The organism is Pectobacterium araliae (assembly GCF_037076465.1).
In the GTDB taxonomy this organism is placed as follows: Bacteria; Pseudomonadota; Gammaproteobacteria; order Enterobacterales; family Enterobacteriaceae; genus Pectobacterium; species Pectobacterium araliae.
Window position 1 is genome coordinate 1,175,765 of sequence record NZ_AP028908.1, and the last position, 18,728, is coordinate 1,194,492.

General features: G+C 49.2%; 17 protein-coding genes and 1 other RNA gene. 8 read left to right on the plus strand and 10 right to left on the minus strand.

Annotated features, from left to right (window positions below):
- Nucleotides 1–63: 63 nt before the first annotated feature.
- The 3 genes from queC to AACH44_RS05255 form a co-directional block, all read right to left on the minus strand.
- Nucleotides 64–759, minus strand: coding sequence for a 7-cyano-7-deazaguanine synthase QueC (gene queC / locus AACH44_RS05245; protein ID WP_261848122.1), 696 nt, complete (start codon nucleotides 757–759; stop codon nucleotides 64–66).
- A gap of 141 nt (nucleotides 760–900) precedes the next feature.
- Nucleotides 901–1,977 carry a PLP-dependent cysteine synthase family protein gene (locus AACH44_RS05250; RefSeq protein WP_338659519.1) on the minus strand — a complete coding sequence of 359 codons (1,077 nt, stop codon included), beginning with the start codon at nucleotides 1,975–1,977 and terminating at the stop codon, nucleotides 901–903.
- A 157-nt stretch (nucleotides 1,978–2,134) separates the two neighbouring features.
- Entirely contained in the window at nucleotides 2,135–2,578 is a 444-nt protein-coding gene (locus AACH44_RS05255) for a hypothetical protein (protein ID WP_261848123.1), read from the minus strand.
- A 267-nt stretch (nucleotides 2,579–2,845) separates the two neighbouring features.
- On the opposite strand from AACH44_RS05255, the gene AACH44_RS05260 reads away from it, so the two are divergent.
- The 5 genes from AACH44_RS05260 (at nucleotide 2,846) to amtB (ending at nucleotide 9,037) form a co-directional block, all read left to right on the plus strand.
- Nucleotides 2,846–3,307, plus strand: a complete 462-nt coding sequence (locus AACH44_RS05260) for an Lrp/AsnC family transcriptional regulator (RefSeq protein WP_261848124.1) — start codon at nucleotides 2,846–2,848, stop codon at nucleotides 3,305–3,307.
- Between the two features lie 168 nt (nucleotides 3,308–3,475).
- The gene (locus AACH44_RS05265; RefSeq protein WP_261848125.1) at nucleotides 3,476–5,245 is read left to right on the plus strand and encodes a SmdA family multidrug ABC transporter permease/ATP-binding protein; all 1,770 of its coding nucleotides are present in this window, start codon (nucleotides 3,476–3,478) and stop codon (nucleotides 5,243–5,245) included.
- The gene (locus AACH44_RS05270) at nucleotides 5,238–7,013 is read left to right on the plus strand and encodes a SmdB family multidrug efflux ABC transporter permease/ATP-binding protein (protein ID WP_261848126.1); all 1,776 of its coding nucleotides are present in this window, start codon (nucleotides 5,238–5,240) and stop codon (nucleotides 7,011–7,013) included. The genes AACH44_RS05265 and AACH44_RS05270 overlap by 8 nt, the downstream gene beginning before the upstream one ends.
- Nucleotides 7,014–7,372: 359 nt before the next feature.
- A complete protein-coding gene (glnK, locus tag AACH44_RS05275) occupies nucleotides 7,373–7,711 on the plus strand; it encodes a P-II family nitrogen regulator (RefSeq protein WP_002208627.1) in 339 nt (112 codons plus the stop codon).
- Nucleotides 7,712–7,750: 39 nt separating this feature from the next.
- Nucleotides 7,751–9,037, plus strand: a complete 1,287-nt coding sequence (gene amtB / locus AACH44_RS05280) for an ammonium transporter AmtB (protein ID WP_261848127.1) — start codon at nucleotides 7,751–7,753, stop codon at nucleotides 9,035–9,037.
- 90 nt (nucleotides 9,038–9,127) lie between these two features.
- Here amtB and tesB read toward each other — a convergent pair whose 3' ends face one another.
- Nucleotides 9,128–9,991 (minus strand): acyl-CoA thioesterase II, encoded by an 864-nt coding sequence (gene tesB / locus AACH44_RS05285; RefSeq protein WP_261848128.1) that lies wholly within the window; start codon nucleotides 9,989–9,991, stop codon nucleotides 9,128–9,130.
- Nucleotides 9,992–10,202: 211 nt separating this feature from the next.
- On the opposite strand from tesB, the gene AACH44_RS05290 reads away from it, so the two are divergent.
- Nucleotides 10,203–10,784 carry a YbaY family lipoprotein gene (locus tag AACH44_RS05290; RefSeq protein ID WP_261848129.1) on the plus strand — a complete coding sequence of 194 codons (582 nt, stop codon included), beginning with the start codon at nucleotides 10,203–10,205 and terminating at the stop codon, nucleotides 10,782–10,784.
- A 19-nt stretch (nucleotides 10,785–10,803) separates the two neighbouring features.
- On the opposite strand, the gene AACH44_RS05295 is transcribed toward AACH44_RS05290, so the two are convergent.
- The gene (locus AACH44_RS05295) at nucleotides 10,804–11,124 is read right to left on the minus strand and encodes an MGMT family protein (protein ID WP_261848130.1); all 321 of its coding nucleotides are present in this window, start codon (nucleotides 11,122–11,124) and stop codon (nucleotides 10,804–10,806) included.
- A 199-nt stretch (nucleotides 11,125–11,323) separates the two neighbouring features.
- On the opposite strand from AACH44_RS05295, the gene ffs reads away from it, so the two are divergent.
- Nucleotides 11,324–11,420, plus strand: an RNA gene (gene ffs / locus AACH44_RS05300) — signal recognition particle sRNA small type.
- Nucleotides 11,421–12,087: 667 nt separating this feature from the next.
- Here the strand turns inward: ffs and AACH44_RS05305 are convergent.
- The 4 genes from AACH44_RS05305 to AACH44_RS05320 form a co-directional block, all read right to left on the minus strand.
- Entirely contained in the window at nucleotides 12,088–12,291 is a 204-nt protein-coding gene (locus AACH44_RS05305; RefSeq protein ID WP_005976087.1) for an HHA domain-containing protein, read from the minus strand.
- Nucleotides 12,292–12,340: 49 nt separating this feature from the next.
- Entirely contained in the window at nucleotides 12,341–12,709 is a 369-nt protein-coding gene (gene tomB / locus AACH44_RS05310; protein WP_005976089.1) for an Hha toxicity modulator TomB, read from the minus strand.
- Between the two features lie 595 nt (nucleotides 12,710–13,304).
- Entirely contained in the window at nucleotides 13,305–13,448 is a 144-nt protein-coding gene (gene ykgO / locus AACH44_RS05315; protein ID WP_005976091.1) for a type B 50S ribosomal protein L36, read from the minus strand.
- Between the two features lie 17 nt (nucleotides 13,449–13,465).
- Nucleotides 13,466–13,714 (minus strand): type B 50S ribosomal protein L31, encoded by a 249-nt coding sequence (locus tag AACH44_RS05320; protein ID WP_261848131.1) that lies wholly within the window; start codon nucleotides 13,712–13,714, stop codon nucleotides 13,466–13,468.
- Nucleotides 13,715–14,011: 297 nt separating this feature from the next.
- Between AACH44_RS05320 and AACH44_RS05325 the strand changes: the two genes are divergently transcribed.
- Complete coding sequence (locus tag AACH44_RS05325; protein WP_338659520.1) at nucleotides 14,012–15,484, plus strand: IS1182 family transposase; 1,473 nt, start codon at nucleotides 14,012–14,014, stop codon at nucleotides 15,482–15,484.
- A gap of 88 nt (nucleotides 15,485–15,572) precedes the next feature.
- On the opposite strand, the gene AACH44_RS05330 is transcribed toward AACH44_RS05325, so the two are convergent.
- A complete protein-coding gene (locus AACH44_RS05330) occupies nucleotides 15,573–18,701 on the minus strand; it encodes an efflux RND transporter permease subunit (RefSeq protein WP_261848132.1) in 3,129 nt (1,042 codons plus the stop codon).
- Nucleotides 18,702–18,728: the final 27 nt, after the last annotated feature.

The following is an 18,728-nucleotide window of genomic DNA, read 5'->3' on the forward strand; positions in this document are numbered from 1 at the left end:
GCTATACGGAATAGTCTGCTGTTTTTTTATTGATGTAATATCTCAGTGCGATGGCGTGAAATATCAGCGTAACCCGACTTTCTGCTTCAGTGAGGCCATGATAGTCGCGGAATTATTTTGGTATTGTGCGAGCCCGTTTGCGCGTAAATGGCAGGCGGCACACTGGCCACATCCATCACCTTTGATGCCGTTATAGCAGGTTAGCGTGTGATAACGCACGGTATCGAGCTGCTGGTAGTATTCCGCCAGTGCCCAGGTTTCGGCCTTATTGAGCCACATCAGTGGGGTTTCAAAACGGATATCACGGGCAATACCTAAAACAATCGCTTGATTCAGTGATTTTACGAATTCGTCGCGACAGTCCGGGTAGCCGGAGAAATCGGTTTCGCATACGCCGGTAATGACGGCTTCTGCACCCACCTGGTAGGCGTAGATTGAGGCTAACGTCAGGAAAAGAATGTTTCTTCCCGGAACGAAGGTGTTGGGGATGCCTTGTGCATTGGCGTCATACTCAGGAACTGGAATGCTATCACGCGTTAGGCTGCTGGTGGCGAGCTCATTCAATAAGCCGACGTCCAGGACTTTATGCGCTGTTGCCCCCAATTTCTGGCTGAGTTCCCGAGCGACATCAATTTCCGCACGGTGGCGTTGCCCATAGTCGAAGGTGATGCAGTGGACATCATCATAATGTTGCAGAGCTTGGATCAGGCACGTTGTGGAGTCTTGTCCACCGCTAAAAACGACAACAGCACGCTTCATTCTTCATTCACCTTAACGTGACGTTAACCGCAATACATTTGTAATGCACTGCGGTACAAAGCCGCTATGTTACCTCAAAACCATGTTACCTGAAAAATAGCCTGTATTCAGCGCTGCAACTGCGTGCTGAATACACCAGCCTTACACCGGGCTGAGTTCCGGCATCATAGGTAACATTTCTGGGGTGTTCAGAGCATTAAGGTAGGGGCTTATGTCGCCGATATTTTTTTCTACCCAACTGCTGTTGTAGTAGGTATCCAGATAGCGTTCACCGCTGTCGCATAGCAAGGTTACAATCGCGCCTTTTTGACCCCGACTCACCATTGCTTTGGCCAGTTGCAGCATTCCCCAGGCGTTGGTGCCAGTAGAGGCTCCCGCTTTGCGGCCTAATACGCTTTCCAGCCAGTACAATGTTGCGATGCTGGCAGCGTCCGGTACTTTAATCATGCTATCAATAACGTCTGGAATGAAAGAAGGCTCGGCACGCGGGCGGCCGATACCTTCTATTCGACTACCGCAGGGGCCGATGAGGGAACGATCCCGTTTCTGGTAGCAGTCGTAGAAGACGGAGTTTTCTGGATCGACAACGACCAATTGCGTATTCAATCCCTGATAACGAATGTAGCGTCCGAGCGTTGCCGACGTGCCGCCAGTTCCTGCGCTCATCACGATGTAGTCCGGTACGGGATGCGGTTCACGTGCCATTTGTCGGTAAATGCTGTCAGCGATATTGTTATTGCCACGCCAGTCGGTGGCGCGTTCTGCATAGGTGAACTGATCCATATAATGGCCGTTCATCTCTTGCGCTAACTGTTCAGATGCGGCATAGATTTGTCCCGCCTGTTCAACAAAATGGCAGCGACCACCATAGAAAGCGATTTGCTCAATTTTTCTTTTTGCTGTGCAGGAGGGCATGACGGCGATAAACGGCAGGCCGAGCAAGCGTGCAAAATACGCTTCTGACACGGCTGTGCTGCCGGATGATGCTTCGATAATTGGTGTGCCTTCTTTAATCCAACCGTTGCACAGCCCGTAGAGAAACAAAGAACGAGCTAACCGATGCTTCAGGCTACCGCTGGGATGCGTGCTTTCATCTTTGAGGTAAAAATAGATACCGGGATAATCCGGCAGGGTCAGACGGATGAGATGCGTATCAGCCGAACGCTGAAAATCTGCTTCGATAGCGCTGATGGCATTTTTAACCCAGGTATTGGTCATGATGAAAACTCGGTTAGATAACTATGAGAATAGATTAACGAGTTTTCAGGATAAAAAAATTATCTTTTTATCTATTCATGACCGATTTGATAGAATTAATTACCTCTTTAATTTCTATTTGGAGCTTAATTTTCTATTAAAATACTCTTCAACATTACTACCCAAAGATCATAGCAATCGCGGCGGCTATTGCTACAAGAGCCATCAAAGTAAATGCCATATTGATGGCACTAATAATGAAGGGGAATGCGATGACGGCGATGCCGAGCATCGCTGCGCTTATGCAAGGTCTGGCAGATTCACGGCGAGAGAAGCCGAAAACGGCGAAAATAATCGCGAGACAGCCTAATGCGGATGTGGCGGCAATCACTAATCGCTGTTCATTGAATGAGGATTGTGGTGCGGGTGTGGGGGCAACTTTTCCCATTAGTCTATCCAACGTGGTATCACGGATGGAAACAATCTTCTCTGCTATTCGTTCTTCAATCGGCACTTCAGGTGTCAGTGGTCCAGTCCAAAAATAGGATACGGCAACGACTAATCCGATTGCGCCGAAAATCATACCTATCATGCTGAATTTATTATTTTTATCTTTTGTCATCGTTTCGCCACTCCTGGTTGGCATAAAATATATCACTGGCTGATACATAATGAATTGTAGAAATCAGTTTGCCAGTTTGTCGTATCACCTTTCGTGAAAGGCAATTAAATTCGATACTATACAATTTGTTATGTTTTTTCATTATCGAGTGGTGATGTGGTTTTCTGATGTCGTCAGTGAGTGTTGAAGCCAATTTGGGGCGGAAAGAACATTGCTTTTCTCTCTCAATGGCGGAAAGTAGAGCAAAATTTTCTATGGAGTGGCGCTATGTTGGATAAAATTGATCGCACATTGCTGAATATGCTGCAACAGGATTGCACGCTCTCGCTACAGACGCTGGCCGAAGCGGTCAATTTGACATCCACACCGTGCTGGAAACGTCTGAAGCGTTTGGAAGAAGACGGGATCATCAGAGCGCGGGTGGCGCTGTTGGATAATGAACGTCTGGGACTAGGGCTGACGGCGTTTGTCTTATTGAAGACGCAGCAGCACAATCGTGACTGGTATCAAACCTTCACCCGCGTGGTGTCAGACATGCCGGAGGTGCTGGCTTTCTATCGCATGGCTGGTGAGTACGACTACCTGATGCAGGTTCAGGTCGCTGATATGAAAAGCTATGATGATTTCTATAAGCGGTTGGTGAATGGTATTCCCGGGCTGGTCGATGTAACATCTAGCTTTGCTATGGAACGAATCAAACATACCACGGCATTGCCCTTATCCCTGTGATTCATCATCCATACTCGTCATACTTCAAGTTGCATGTGTGTTGGCAACGTCCAAATCTGCCTATGACAGATTTGTCAGTCACCCGAATTATTTAGTGTCTATCCGTCTTTTGTATAATCACCTTTCTGAGTCTGTCATGACCTGTCTGGTTAATGGAATGAGAACCACGTGAGACTGTTTGCTCAACTGAGTTGGTATTTTCGCCGTGAATGGCGGCGCTATCTGGGCGCTGTTGCGCTGTTGATTGTGATTGCCATTCTGCAATTATTGCCCCCTAAACTGGTTGGCGTGATTGTCGATGGTGTGACGCAACGTGGCATGTCGATGGCCGAAATGATGCAGTGGATTGGTGTGATGCTACTGACCGCCGTCATGGTCTATCTGCTGCGCTATGTGTGGCGTGTATTCCTGTTTGGGGCGTCATACCAGTTGGCGGTCGAGTTACGACAAGACTTTTACCGCCAGTTAAGCCACCAGCATCCTGCATTTTATCAACGCCATCGTACTGGCGATCTCATGGCGCGTGCGACTAACGATGTCGATCGCGTGGTCTTTGCTGCCGGAGAAGGCGTGCTGACGCTGGTCGATTCGATGGTGATGGGCTGTGCTGTGCTGGTGGTCATGTGTACTCAGATCAGTTGGGAGCTCACTTTACTGGCACTGCTCCCGATGCCCATCATGGCACTTTTCATCAAACGTTACGGCACCCAACTGCATAACCGTTTTAAATCCGCACAGGCGGCGTTTTCTTCGCTTAACGATCAGGCGCAGGAAAGCTTGACCAGCATTCGAATGATTAAAGCCTTTGGGTTGGAAAATTATCAATCTGCGCGTTTTGCGCAGGTTGCTGCGGATGCTGGTGCTAAAAATATGCACGTCGCTCGCGTCGATGCCCGCTTCGATCCCACGATTTATATTGCTGTCGGGCTATCGAATTTGCTGGCGATTGGCGGTGGCAGTTGGATGGTGATCAAGGGTTCGCTGACACTCGGTTTGTTGACCAGTTTTGTCATGTATCTGGGATTGATGATATGGCCGATGCTGGCGCTGGCCTGGATGTTTAATATTGTTGAGCGCGGCAGTGCGGCATATGGACGTATTCGGCAGTTACTCGCTGAAGAAGCGGTGGTGAAAGACGGTGAGGAATCATTGCCTGCCGGGCGGGGCGTGTTAACGGTGAATATCGCCGCGTTTCGCTATCCCGATAATACCCGTGATGCTTTAAAAAATATTCAATTTACCTTGGCGCCGGGTAGTATGTTGGGGCTATGCGGACCGACAGGATCGGGAAAAAGTACGCTGCTAGCTCTGATCTTGCGTCATTTCGATAGCCAATCGGGAGAGATTCGTTATCACGATCGTCCATTGAGCGCCATTCGGTTGGATGAACTACGGAGCCGTTTTGCCGTTGTCGGACAAATGCCTTTTTTGTTCTCGGATTCGGTGGCACAAAATATTGCACTGGGTCGCCCTGACGCTACCCAACAGCAGATTGAACAGGCAGCACGGCTTGCGAGTGTTCATGATGATATTTTGCGTTTGCCTCAGGGTTACCTGACAGAGGTTGGTGAGCGCGGCGTGATGCTGTCTGGCGGTCAAAAACAGCGGATCGCGATAGCCCGAGCGCTACTACTGGATGCTGAAATTCTGGTGCTGGACGATGCGCTGTCAGCGGTTGATGGGCGAACGGAGCACCAGATTTTGCAGAATCTCAAAACATGGGGCGAAAAGCGGACGCTGATCATCAGTGCACACCGCCTGTCAGCCCTAACCGAGGCCAATGAAATTGTGGTGCTGCAACAGGGGCAAACCGTGCAGCGTGGCACGCACCGAGCGCTGGCGGCAGAACCTGGCTGGTATCGGGATATGTATCGTTATCAACAGCTGGAGGCGGCGCTGGATGATGTGCCGCAGTTGGAAGGATCGAAAAATGAATAGCCCCCAACAGTTTTGGCCAACCCTGAAACGTTTGCTGGCCTATGGTTCCCCCTGGCGAAAACCGCTGATGTTCGGTGTCCTGATGCTGTGGGTTGCGGCTATCGCTGAAGTCTCTGGTCCCATATTGGTGAGTTATTTCATTGATAATTTGGTGGCTAAGGGGCAATTCCCGTTGGCAATTGCGGCTGGCCTGGCAATGGCCTATATCCTGCTGCAAATCTTGGCGGCTTCTCTGCACTATTTTCAGACGTTGTTGTTTAATCGGGTCGCGGTTGGTGTCGTGCAGCAACTGCGTATTGATGTCATGGATGCTGCATTGCGCCAACCGCTGAGCACATTTGATACGCAACCTGTCGGGCAGTTGATTTCACGCGTCACCAATGACACCGAAGTCGTGAAAGATTTGTACGTCATGGTGGTGTCAACCGTATTACGCAGTGCGGCGCTGGTTGGTGCGATGCTAGTGGCAATGTTCAGTCTGAACTGGCAGATGGCGCTGGTTGCGTTGATGATTTTCCCCGCAGTCGCGACGGTTATGGCGCTTTACCACCGTTTTAGTACGCCGATTGTGCGCAAGGTGCGAAGCTATCTGGCGGACATTAACGATGGTTTCAACGAAGTCATTAATGGTATGGGCGTCATTCAGCAATTTCGCCAGCAGGCGCGTTTTGGGAAGAAGCTAGGCGTAGCCAGCCATGAGCATTACGAAGCGCGTATGAAGGCTTTGCGTCTGGAAGGCTTTCTGCTGCGGCCGCTGCTTAGCTTATTTGCCGCGATGGTGCTGTGTGGGTTGTTGATCCAATTTGGTTTTAGCTCGATGGGATCGGTTGGTGTTGGTGTTCTGTACGCGTTTATCAATTACCTTGGTCGTTTGAATGAACCGTTAATTGAACTGACGACCCAGCAATCGATGTTGCAGCAGGCGGTTGTTGCCGGCGAGCGTATCTTTGAGTTGATGGATGGCACAAAGCAGAGCTACGGAAATGACGCTCTTCCTCTGGCCTCTGGCCGCGTTGATATTAACGATGTCTCTTTTTCATATGGCACAGAAAAACGCGTGCTACAGAATATTTCTCTGACAATACCCGATCGCGGGTTTGTTGCCTTAGTGGGGCACACTGGCAGTGGAAAAAGTACGCTAGCCAGTTTGCTTATGGGATATTACGCGCCGGATGAGGGGGAGATTCGGCTTGATGGACGCCCGCTATCGACGCTTTCTCATGCTGTTTTGCGCCAAAATGTGGCAATGGTGCAACAGGACCCCGTTGTGTTGGCGGAGTCTATGTTTGTGAATGTGACGCTGGGGCGTGATATCAGCGAAGAGGCTGTTTGGCGGGTGCTGGAAGTGGTACAACTCGCTGAGTTAGTTCGGGATTTCCCTGAAGGGCTGCATACGCGTGTCGGTGAGCAGGGGAATAACCTGTCTACCGGACAAAAACAGCTGTTGGCGATTGCGCGGGTGCTGGTGCAAACGCCTAAAATCCTGATCCTTGATGAAGCGACGGCGAATATTGACTCGGGTACGGAGCAAGCGGTACAAAAGGCGCTGCGAATTATTAGGGAACAGACAACCTTAATTATTATCGCACACCGGCTTTCCACCATCGTCGAAGCCGACACGATTATGGTGCTCCATCATGGACAAAGCGTTGAACGGGGAACACATAAGCAACTGCTGCAACAGCAAGGGCGCTATTACCAAATGTATCAGCTGCAACTGGCCGGAGAGGGTCTTGCTAGCACCAGTACCGAGTCTTGCACCGTATAACACCATTATCTGTAATTCCACGTTCTGCACCGCCTCGTGTGGTGCAGACTGACAGTCTATTCATGGCTTCGCACCATCAGCAAGCATCGTGATTCTGGTTTTCCCCCGCGCTGCACTAAAAATACCCCTGACGCACTAAAGTGGTGCATTTTTTGCCCAGATCTTCCTGTATTTCTTTCTCATACTGTTTGCTTTTTGCTCTTTTCTATCTCTAATCACGTTCTCCTTCCTGATTTATGCCAGATAAATCATTTATGGCACACCCTTTGCTTTAGTCATGATGTAGACCTACTTCATAGAGCGTGTAATCGAACAAGTGGCAGGCGAAAGTCTGAACGTAATGGCTAGGGGGAAGATAAATGAAACTGGTTACTGTGGTGATAAAACCATTCAAGCTGGAAGATGTACGTGAAGCGTTATCTTCTGTCGGCATCCAGGGGCTGACTGTCACTGAGGTGAAAGGATTTGGTCGTCAGAAAGGGCATGCGGAGCTATACCGTGGCGCAGAATACAGCGTTAATTTTTTACCCAAGGTAAAAATTGATATCGCGATTGCAGATGACCAACTGGACGAAGTTATTGATGTCATTAGCAAAGCTGCGTACACCGGAAAAATTGGTGATGGCAAGATTTTTGTCGCCGAGCTGCAAAGGGTTATCCGTATTCGTACGGGTGAAACTGACGAAGCCGCACTTTAACAACACCTAGCGTAGATACGTAAATAGGGATGGATGAAAATGAAAAAACTACTCTCTTCATTAGGTCTCGGTGTGGCGGCATTACTCCCGACCTGGGCAATGGCTGCGACACCGACGATTGATAAAGCGGATAACGCTTTTATTATGATTTGTACCGCGCTGGTACTCTTTATGACTATACCGGGCATTGCTCTGTTTTATGGCGGCCTGATCCGCTCAAAGAATGTTCTGTCTATGATGACGCAGGTGAGCGTAACCTTCGCAATGGTCTGTATCCTGTGGGTTGTTTATGGATATAGCCTGGCCTTCAGTGAAGGTAACGCGTTCTTCGGTGGGTTCAGCACCTTTATGCTGAAAGGCATTGGGATTGAGTCTATCAGTGGCACCTTCTATCAGTTTGTGCACGTAGCGTATCAGGCTTCCTTCGCCTGCATCACCGTTGCGCTGATTGTCGGGGCAATTGCGGAGCGCATTCGTTTCTCTGCGGTGCTGATTTTTGTTGCACTGTGGCTGACCTTCTCTTATCTGCCAATGACCCACATGGTGTGGGGCGGTGGTTATCTGGCTGCGGATGGTGCGCTGGACTTCGCTGGTGGTACGGTCGTTCACATCAACGCCGCAGTTGCTGGATTAGTCGGTGCTTACCTGCTGGGAAAACGTGCTGGCTTTGGTAAAGAAGCCTTCAAACCGCATAACCTGCCGATGGTGTTTATCGGTACGGCAATCCTGTATATCGGCTGGTTTGGTTTCAATGCAGGCTCTGCGGGCGCGGCGAACGGTATCGCTGCTCTGGCTTTCCTGAACACGGTTGTCGCTACTGCTGCTGCAATTTTGGCATGGGTTGGTGGTGAGTGGTTGGTACGCGGTAAACCTTCTCTGTTAGGGGCGTGCTCTGGCTGTATCGCAGGTCTGGTAGCGATTACCCCAGCGGCGGGTACAGTCGGCGTGGGTGGCGCATTGATTATCGGTCTGGCTGGTGGTGTTGCAGGTCTGTGGGGCGTAACCGTACTGAAAAGATGGCTGCGTGTGGATGACCCGTGTGATGTGTTCGGTGTTCACGGTGTATGCGGTATCGTTGGTTGTATCCTGACGGGGGTATTCACGTCGGCTTCGTTGGGTGGTACTGGCTATGCAGAAGGTGTGACGATGGCGCATCAGGTTTGGGTTCAGTTGTTCAGCGTCATTGTTTGTCTGGTATGGTCTGGCGTGGTGGCATTCGTTGCTTTCAAAGTGGCGGATATGGTTGTCGGTCTGCGTGTACCTGAAGATCAAGAGCGCGAAGGTCTGGACGTCAACAGCCATGGTGAGAGTGCTTACAATCAGTAATCGTACTTAAAACCAGTAAGTGGTGTGATAGACAGTAAACAGGCGTGGGGGGAACTCCACGCCTGTTTTATTTACGACATAATAGTGAATTTACGGCTGGCGGCGACGCATGACGCCTTCCTGCATGCTGGAGGCAACCAGCACGCCTTCCCGGGTATAGAATTGCCCACGCACGAAGCCACGAGCACCGGATGCGGACGTGCTTTCCACGGAATAGAGCAGCCAGTCATCCAGCCGGAAATCACGGTGGAACCACATTGAGTGATCGATCGTAGCGACCTGCATACCCGGTTCCAAAAAACCGACGCCATGAGGCTGCAAGGCGGTGAGTAAAAAATTACAGTCAGACGTATAACCGAGAAGATATTGGTGAATGCGCCTATCGTCCGGCAGCGTGCTACTGGCACGACACCAAACGTGTCGCACTGGCTCATCCACTTCTCCCTTCAGGGGATTGTGGAACTTAACCGGACGCATCTCAATCGGGCTGGCCTGAATAAATTTATCGCGAAAGCGGGGGGGGAGAAGGTGCTGCATATCTTGTGCGATTTCTTGTTCAGATTTCAGTGCTTCTGGCGGTGCGACGTCTGGCATCACATTTTGGTGCTCAAACCCTTCTTCATGGCTTTGAAAAGAGGCCGTCATATAAAAAATGGGTCGACCGTTCTGGATAGCGCTAACGCGCCGGGCGCTAAAGCTGTTGCCATCGCGTAGGTTTTCAACGTCATAAATAATCGGTTTCTGGCTGTCGCCGGGTAACAAAAAATAGCTGTGAAAAGAGTGAATGTTGCGCTCGGTAGGGACGGTCTGCTTGGCGGCTGACATCGCCTGACCCACGACTTGCCCACCAAAGACCTGGCGTAGCCCTAAATCATCGCTTTGTCCGCGAAATAGCCCTTCTTCGAGTTTCTCTAAATGCAAGAGGTCGAGAAGGTGTTGTAGTGATTGACTCATGGTATCGGCCTCAATGGATGCGGTGGTTAGTTATCTATTTGTTCTTTAAGGTTTAAAATATCTATTCGTGGCCTTTTACTATAATAAATATTCGGTTTTTAGAAAAATATCAGAATATTGCACCATCATTATTGTGTTGAGTGAATCATACTAGTAATGAGTGCCGGTTTTCGATGCCGGTAGCCTGACAATAATAAAGGAGACTGACCGAATGAAATTATGGCATATCTTAGGCGGTATCACGTTATCGATGACTCTGGTTGCATGTGCACAGAGAAGTGATTATGGCGTTTCTCCTCAGACCGGTGCACCTGTTACCTCTGTTTCCTCACAACGACCCGCTGTCGCGATGCCTGCGGTAACGGGTACAGTGAATATTCGTCAGCGTATTGCGCTACCTCACAACGCCGTTCTGACGGTTACCGTATCTGATGCATCGCTGGCGGATGCGCCTTCAAAAGTGATTGCTCAGCGTGTGACGCGTACAGAAGGAAAGCAGGCTCCTTTCCCATTCGAGTTGGCGTATAACCCAGCTGATATTCAGCCTAATGCGCGTATCTTACTCAGCGCTGCGGTTGCAATCGATAATCGCATCGTGATGGTGACGGAGAACGTCCTACCCGTTATTAGCAACGGGGTGAACAGTGCCGATTTGGTGCTGGTGCCTGTTGCGTCTGTCCCGTTACCTGCGAAAAATCAGGGACCGATGATATCCAATCCGACGAATCAGACTCCTCATATGCTTCAGGGGCAACCTGCTTCGTCATCTGTGGCTCCGCAGCCAGTCTGGTAATTCATCTGGATACGCGCCGTTATGGCGCGTATTGCCAGCGATATTTCGCAAGATCAACTTTTCCCTGACGATTGAAAATCACGCCTTCTGCCTGTAGCGCTGATTTTTGGCGTATGTAATCTCCGCCGACGAGTGATATTTCGCCTTTACGATTAATGACCCTATGCCAGGGGAGTTTGCTGTCTTTCGGTAAGCGTTTTAACACTCCGCCGACTTGCCTCGATGCTCTGGGTGAGTCGGCAAGTTGCGCGATGTCGCCATAGGTTGCTATTTTTCCATAGGGAATCGCCGCGACGATTTGAAAAACGCGTTGGCGGAAATTATCGTTTTCTTCTGACATCAGCGCATGTTCCTGGCTGTTCCTGAACCGATTGGATGCCATAGTGGCACAGCGGGGTGAGTAAGAAAACAACGGTTAGCGTGTGTTAGCTTGCAATTGCCTATCCCATCGCTGATAATGCCCACCGCTTTGTGACATGTTTTCGTTGTAGCGGAAATAGCTAACGCAAAAACGGTTATACAGTCGTCAATGGAGGCCCTGTCGGTTCTCCCGCAACACTAACCTGTGGACTCGGTCAGATCCGGAAGGAAGCAGCCGCAGCAGGAGACGTGTGTGCCGGGATGTAGCTGGCAGGGCCTCCACCATTTCTGCTCTTGTATGGATGTTTCATCATCGACTAGGTGTCCGTCCTCTACCTATAAACTCGACTTACTGCCATAACCCACTCTCATATATAAAATTTTGAGCCCTCATTCTCGTTTCTACTGGCTTGCTGCTTAATTCTATTTTTTTGGAGGATTTCTGGGTCTCTTTACTTCGCGATTAATCATTGCGCCAATTATTACGCCCCTGTTTTCATCACGGGATAAACTATTCATGATGATATCAATGCCATTGTTATATACTCGCCATACTTCAAGTTACATGTGCGTTGGCTGCGTTCATTCACACGAATCACTCACCGGAGTAAACTCATCGGGATGAAATGAGAGGTGTCCTATCTCTCACCGAAGGCCAGCAGTTGGCTGGTCAAATTCGTTCCCGACGAATTTGTCCTTTCCTTGCCGCGTTATTCAAAACGAACTCGTTTTGTCCTGAAACTCGAATTATTTAGGGGATAAATGATAAACGGTGGGGGTAATAAGTAAATGAGGTGAAATGGCATTTCATTTTCATATGATAAATACAATTTGTTACAAGTCTTGCTTAATTAATTCGTTAAAAAGATAATAAAAACAAAGGCCGATAATATTATCGGCGCAGTGTGTTTAATGTCAGTTTTTGTATGCGCACCGTTAGAAATTAACGGACGTATCGCCATACTGCGGTGGGAACTTTGTCGTAGAGTTTGTTCATCGTCAGCTCTGCCAGGCGATGATCGGCTGCAGAAAAGAACATCTCCAGCTCATCATTGGAGAGTTCATACTTGTTTTTTTCAATAACGCGTTCGAGAGTGTCTATGGTTGTGCATTTACGCAAACGCATCAAATAATCGATTTTTTTCATAATGGCCTATGCAAACAGTACCTGGTGGTTAAAAAATATAAATTATTGCTTAAGTTTTAGCAGGCGTACAGACGTTCTCCCCTGAGAACATTCCGAATAATTTTGCTTTAGACTTCTGCCAGCGTCGTAGTTCAGCATCATTAATACCATAGTTGCTAAACAAGACGTAAGTATCATCCAAATACTTTTCAACCTGCTCTGAAAGCTCACTTTCGTTAGGGTATTTTATTTTAAATGTGAGAATAAATGTAGCGATATGCTCAATAAGCTCATTTAATTGGAGATTGATCGCAGAGGTTGGATCATTGACCCAGCCATGGCTGCTATCGCCTAACGTTGCTATGCTTTCATCACACAGATTCTCACACAAGAATCTGAGTTGGGCAATATCATAATGTTTTGGTGTGTACTCATCCATATCAATCCCTCCGTTAAGCCGTTATTCAGTGTTACTGTGGTTAACACCTGGTAAACAGGTAGACTGATGAAGCCTGCAAGATAAAGATGTTAGCATTGTTTCGTATTGATGTTGTTACAGACAATGCGTTTAGCCATTGTGATTCGTTCAGCATTAAATGAGACAATGGCGGTTTTCGTACCTCTCACATATTACTATGTCGTGAAATAGGGTTGGCGTAAATACCAACATATCATGACTTAACCTTAAGTATAGTTCTACCAAGCTGGCTACGATTACGTCATTCTATATATGACTATAGCAAAAGCGTTCGTAAAATTCGCGGATAATAGGTAAGGTTTTCATCGCTATTTATTTTGATTAATCCTCTGTTTTTTTGTAACAATAAGCATGGAATAAACTCGCCTGCGGATTATTTAATTATTTCTATCTGAAAATATGAGAAAGGGTAGAAGGAAAGCGAAGAGAACATTCGGGGGGTAAGGTTGCGTGGTTGTTGTTATCTTATTGTTTAATAGGTTTTTTATGGAAGTGCATCCCGTACGGTCATACTCGCGTCATAACATAGACTGTATCGGGATGCGGTAGAGAAAGATTAACCTTTTTTCTTTTTTCCGCCCTGCACGGCCTTAAAGCGTGGATTGGATTTACATATAACGTAAACTCGTCCGCGACGGCGGACCACAATACAATCTTTGTGACGATTTTTTGCTGAACGCAGCGAACTAAGCACCTGCATTTAATAACCCTCTCTGATTACTTGAAGAAGTTCCCAAAGCGCTGCTGGAAGCGCGCAGTGCTGCCTTCCTTGGAATATTCTTTTTGCTTCCCAGTGTAATAGGGATGCGATGCCGAAGAAACATCAATGGTTACGTAAGGGTAGTTGACGCCCTCAAGTTCGATTGTCCGATCGGTTTTAATGGTTGACCCTGTCCTGTAATAGACATCCGCGCTGGTATCATGAAATACCACTGTGCGATAGTCAGGATGAATGTTCGCTTTCATAGTTATCCAACTTGTTATGTTATAACGCATCTTTAATATTGCGCTTTTTTTGCATCAGGATCAACCATTATGTGTGGCGAAGCGGCAGCACTCGCTAAGTAACGACAGAGACAAAGAAAGTGAAATGGTACTCACGCCGTTTAGTGCGAATTAGCCATCACTTTAACTTGGACTGATGGAGTAGGGTAGGATCGTAAAAAAGGCCGCTAGGCGGCCTTTCAGATTGATGACAAAGTCCTGGCCGTGAAGCCAGGATTTTGATCTAATAAGGTTAGTGCAAAAAACGGACTGACCGCCATGCTCAGAGAACCCTCCCCGCAGCAGTACCAGTTTGAAACCATCACCCTCGACGAACTTGTCCCAGAAGACCATCTGGTCCGTAAAATCGATGCTGCCATCAATTTTGAATTTATCCGCGATGCCGTTTCCCACCTCTATTGCCCCGATAACGGCAGGCCTGCTATCGACCCCGTTCGCCTGATTAAAATGATGCTGTTGGGCTACCTCTTCGGTGTCCCCTCTGAACGCCGTCTGGTCAAGGAAATCCAGGTCAATGTCGCTTACCGCTGGTTCCTGCGCATGGGCTTGACCGAGAAGGTCCCGGACGCCTCTACCCTTAGCCAGAACCGTATCCGTCGATTTAACGGCAGCGATGTCTTCCAGCAGATTTTTGACCATATCGTGTTACAGGCCCTGAGTCAGGGTATGGCAAACGGTCGTGTGCTCTACACCGACAGCACCCACCTGAAAGCCGATGCCAACCCGCGCAAAGCCGTGAATGAACTGCGCCCTGAAGGGGTCAGTGAATACTTCACGCAACTGAATGACGCGGTGGAGGCCGACAGGAAACAACGCGAAAAAAAGCCGCTGCCCGCCGCAAGAAAAGCAACCCAAAACGACGCCGTTAAAAACACCAAAGTGAGCACCACCGACCCGGAAAGCGGCTTTATGCACCGGGACAACAAGCCGAAAGGCTTCTTCTATCTGGACCACCGCACAGTAGACGGAAAGCATGGCATCATCATGGATACCCATGTGACACCAGGCAATGTGCACGACAGCCAGCCCTTTATCGGGCGACTCGAGCGGCAGGTAGAACGCTTCGGTCTGGAGCCGGTGGCGGTGGGCGTGGACGCGGGTTACTTCACGGCGGCGGTGTGCCAGCTCACTCAGGAGATGGGTATCGCGTTGGTTCCGGGCTATCGCCGGCCACACAAGGGTCAGAACGCGTTCCAGAAGAAGCACTTCAGGTACGATGAGGAGCGCGATGTGTATGTGTGCCCGGCAGAGGAGTTACTGAACTACAGCACGACAGACCGTAACGGCTATCAACATTACCGTTCAGACCCGACAGTGTGCCAACGGTGTGAGCAGAGACGGCAGTGTACGCAGAACAGCAAAGCGCAGAAAACGCTAACCCGGCACGTCTGGGAAGCATCGAAAGAGGAAGCCAACAGGTTACGGCTGACGAAATGGGGCAAAAAGATATACGCCCGGCGTAAAGAAACGGTGGAGAGAAGCTTCGCGGATGCGAAACAGCACCATGGTCATCGATATGCCCGGTTCCGTGGACTGTCGAAAGTACAGATGCAGTGCCTGCTTGCGGCCACAGCGCAAAATATGAAGAAGATGGCGCTGCTGGCGCTTCTTTATTGTCTTTATGTGTGGCTGAAAAGGTCTTGTGAAGGTCAATACGCCGCCTTGGGCAAGCAGAAAGCTCAAATGACGAGGTTGTGGAAAAATATCGCGATCGCGACCTGCGGTCGCTAAAAAAGAAGAACCCCACCTGAAAAAGTGGGGTTAGTCAGCAGTCTGAAAGGCCGCTAGGCGGCCTTTTAGAGTCGGTGTTGGGGCAGTCTTAGTGAGCGGTTGTATCGTCCACTTTTTTACCGAAGCGACGACGAACAACAACGAAGAATACCGGAACGAAGAAGATGGCCAGCACGGTTGCTGTAATCATCCCGCCCATTACGCCAGTACCAACGGCATTCTGTGCGCCGGAACCTGCACCACTACTGATTACCAGCGGCATTACGCCGAGGATAAAGGCAAGTGAGGTCATCAGGATTGGACGCAAACGCATACGAACCGCATCCAGCGTTGCCTCTATTAGCCCTTTACCTTCTTTTTCCATCAAGTCTTTAGCAAATTCGACGATCAATATGGCGTTTTTCGCCGATAGCCCAATGGTTGTCAGCAGGCCTACCTTAAAGTAAACGTCATTTTCAAGACTCGTCATATTCGCTGCAATCAATGCACCGATGATCCCCAATGGAACAACCAGCATGACAGAGAACGGTATTGACCAGCTTTCATAAAGTGCCGCCAGACATAGGAACACGACAATCAATGAAATGGCATAAATTGCCGGAGCCTGATTACCAGACAGCCGTTCCTGATAAGACATTCCCGTCCATTCGTAACCGATACCTTGCGGTAATTGGGTCACGAAGTTTTCCATCAATGCCATGGCTTCACCGGTACTCTTACCTGGAGCAGCTTCGCCCTGTATCTGCATGGATGGTTGGCCGTTATAACGCTCCAGACGCGGTGAACCATATTCCCAGTGGCTCTGCGTGAAAGCCGAGAATGGCACCATCTGTCCGTTGCTACCGCGGATGTACCAGTTTTTGATGTCATCTGGCAACATACGGAAAGGCGCATCGGCCTGAACGTAAACTTTCTTCACACGACCACGATCGATAAAGTCATTCACGTAAGAACCACCCAGCGTGGTTGCCAACGTTGAACTGACATCCGCCAGTGACACGCCAAGCGCTTGTGCTTTTTCCTGGTCGATATCAAGACGGAACTGCGGTGTATCTTCCATCCCATTAGGACGAACTTGTACCAGCGTATCAGGGTGTTGTGCCGCCATACCCAGCAATTGGTTACGTGCTTCTGTCAGTTTTGCATGCCCAAGGTTAGCCTGGTCAATCAACTGGAAATCAAAACCTGTTGCGGTACCCAATTCGATAATCGCAGGAACGTTGGCCGCAATCACGATAGCTTCTTTATATTGACTGAAAACCGCGTTAGCTCTGCCTGCAATGGCCTGGACTTTATTTTCCGTACCGCTTCGTTCACTCCAGTCATTCAAGCTGGCAAAGGCCAAACCGGCATTCTGCCCGCGACCAGAAAACCCGAAGCCCGTCACGGTAAACACAGACTTGACGTTACTTTTCTCATTTTCGAGATAGTACTGCGTCATTCTGTCCATGATTTTCTGTGTGTTTTCCTGCGTTGCCCCTGAAGGCAACTGAACAATATTCAGCAGAACTCCCTGATCTTCATCCGGCAGGAAAGACGTTGGCAAACGTAAGAACAACAGTGCCAGACCCACAACAATCAATAGATAGATGACCAGATAACGACCCGTGCTGCGCAGGATATTTGCCACGCTATCGGTATAGTGATTAGTGCTTTTCTCGAACAGTCTGTTGAACCAGCCGAAGAAGCCTTTCTTCTCACCGTGATCGCCTTTGGCAATCGGTTTTAACAGCGTTGCACAAAGCGCTGGCGTCAAAATCAACGCAACCAGAACCGACAGCACCATTGCAGAAACGATGGTGATAGAGAATTGACGGTAGATTGCCCCTGTGGAACCACCGGTAAATGCCATTGGGATGAATACGGCAGACAGAACCAACGCAATACCGACCAGCGCCCCCTGAATCTGCTCCATGGAACGTTTTGTTGCTTCTTTCGGCGGTAACCCTTCTTCCGCCATCACTCGTTCCACGTTTTCCACGACGACGATGGCGTCATCCACCAGAAGCCCGATGGCGAGCACCATTGCGAACATCGTCAAAGTGTTAATGGAGTAACCAAACACCGAGAGGATAGCAAACGTTCCCAGCAAGACGACCGGCACCGCGATGGTTGGGATCAGCGTGGCACGGAAGTTCTGCAAGAACAGATACATCACCAGGAAGACCAGTACGATGGCTTCCACCAGCGTTTTCACCACTTCGTTGATCGAAATCTTAACGAAGGGGGTGGTATCGTACGGGTAAACGACTTTTAGGCCAGAAGGGAAGAACTCTTCCAAATTGGTTAGCGCAGCCTTTACTGCGTTTGCGGTATCCAATGCGTTCGCACCGGTTGCCAGTTTGATACCAATACCGGCCGCGGGGTTACCATTGAAACGGGCTATAACGTCGTAGCCTTCTGCGCCCAACTCAACGCGGGCAACGTCTTTAAGGCGAACCTGAGAGCCATCCGTATTAACTTTTAGCAGTATTTTAGAAAATTCTTCTGCTGAGTTCAGGCGGGTCTGCGCAATGATTGATGCATTCAACTGTTGGCCAGGAACTGGCGGCGCGCCACCTAATTGCCCAGCGGCGATCTGGTTGTTTTGAACTCGAATTGCGGCGGTGACATCACCTGCAGTTAATTGGTAATTGTTCAGTTTGTTCGGATCCAGCCAGATACGCATCGCGTATTGGGAACCAAACAGCTGCGCGTCACCTACACCGGAGGTACGGCTGATAGGATCTTTAATGTTAGCAGCCACGTAGTCAGCGATATCTTCCTGTGACATTTTACCGTCTTCACTGATGAAGGCGGCAACCATGAGGAAGCTGCTGCTTGATTTCCGAACGTTAACCCCTTGCTGCTGTACTTCCTGTGGCAACAGCGGCATGGCCAGTTGCAGCTTGTTCTGCACCTGGACCTGCGCGATGTCTGGATCAGTACCTGCGTCAAAGGTCAGCGTAATCTGGACCGTACCTGAAGAATCACTGCTTGATGACATGTACATCAGGTTATCGATACCGTTCATATTCTGTTCGATAACCTGCGTAACGGAATCTTGCAGCGTTGATGCATCGGCCCCTGGATAAGTTGCTGTTACATCAATCGCAGGCGGTGCGATTGTTGGATATTGGGCAATAGGTAATTTAACAATTGCCAGCAACCCCGTCAGCATCACCATGATGGCGAGTACCCATGCAAAAATGGGTCGATCTATAAAAAACTTAGCCATGAGTTGTCCCGGCTCCTGTTAGAACGT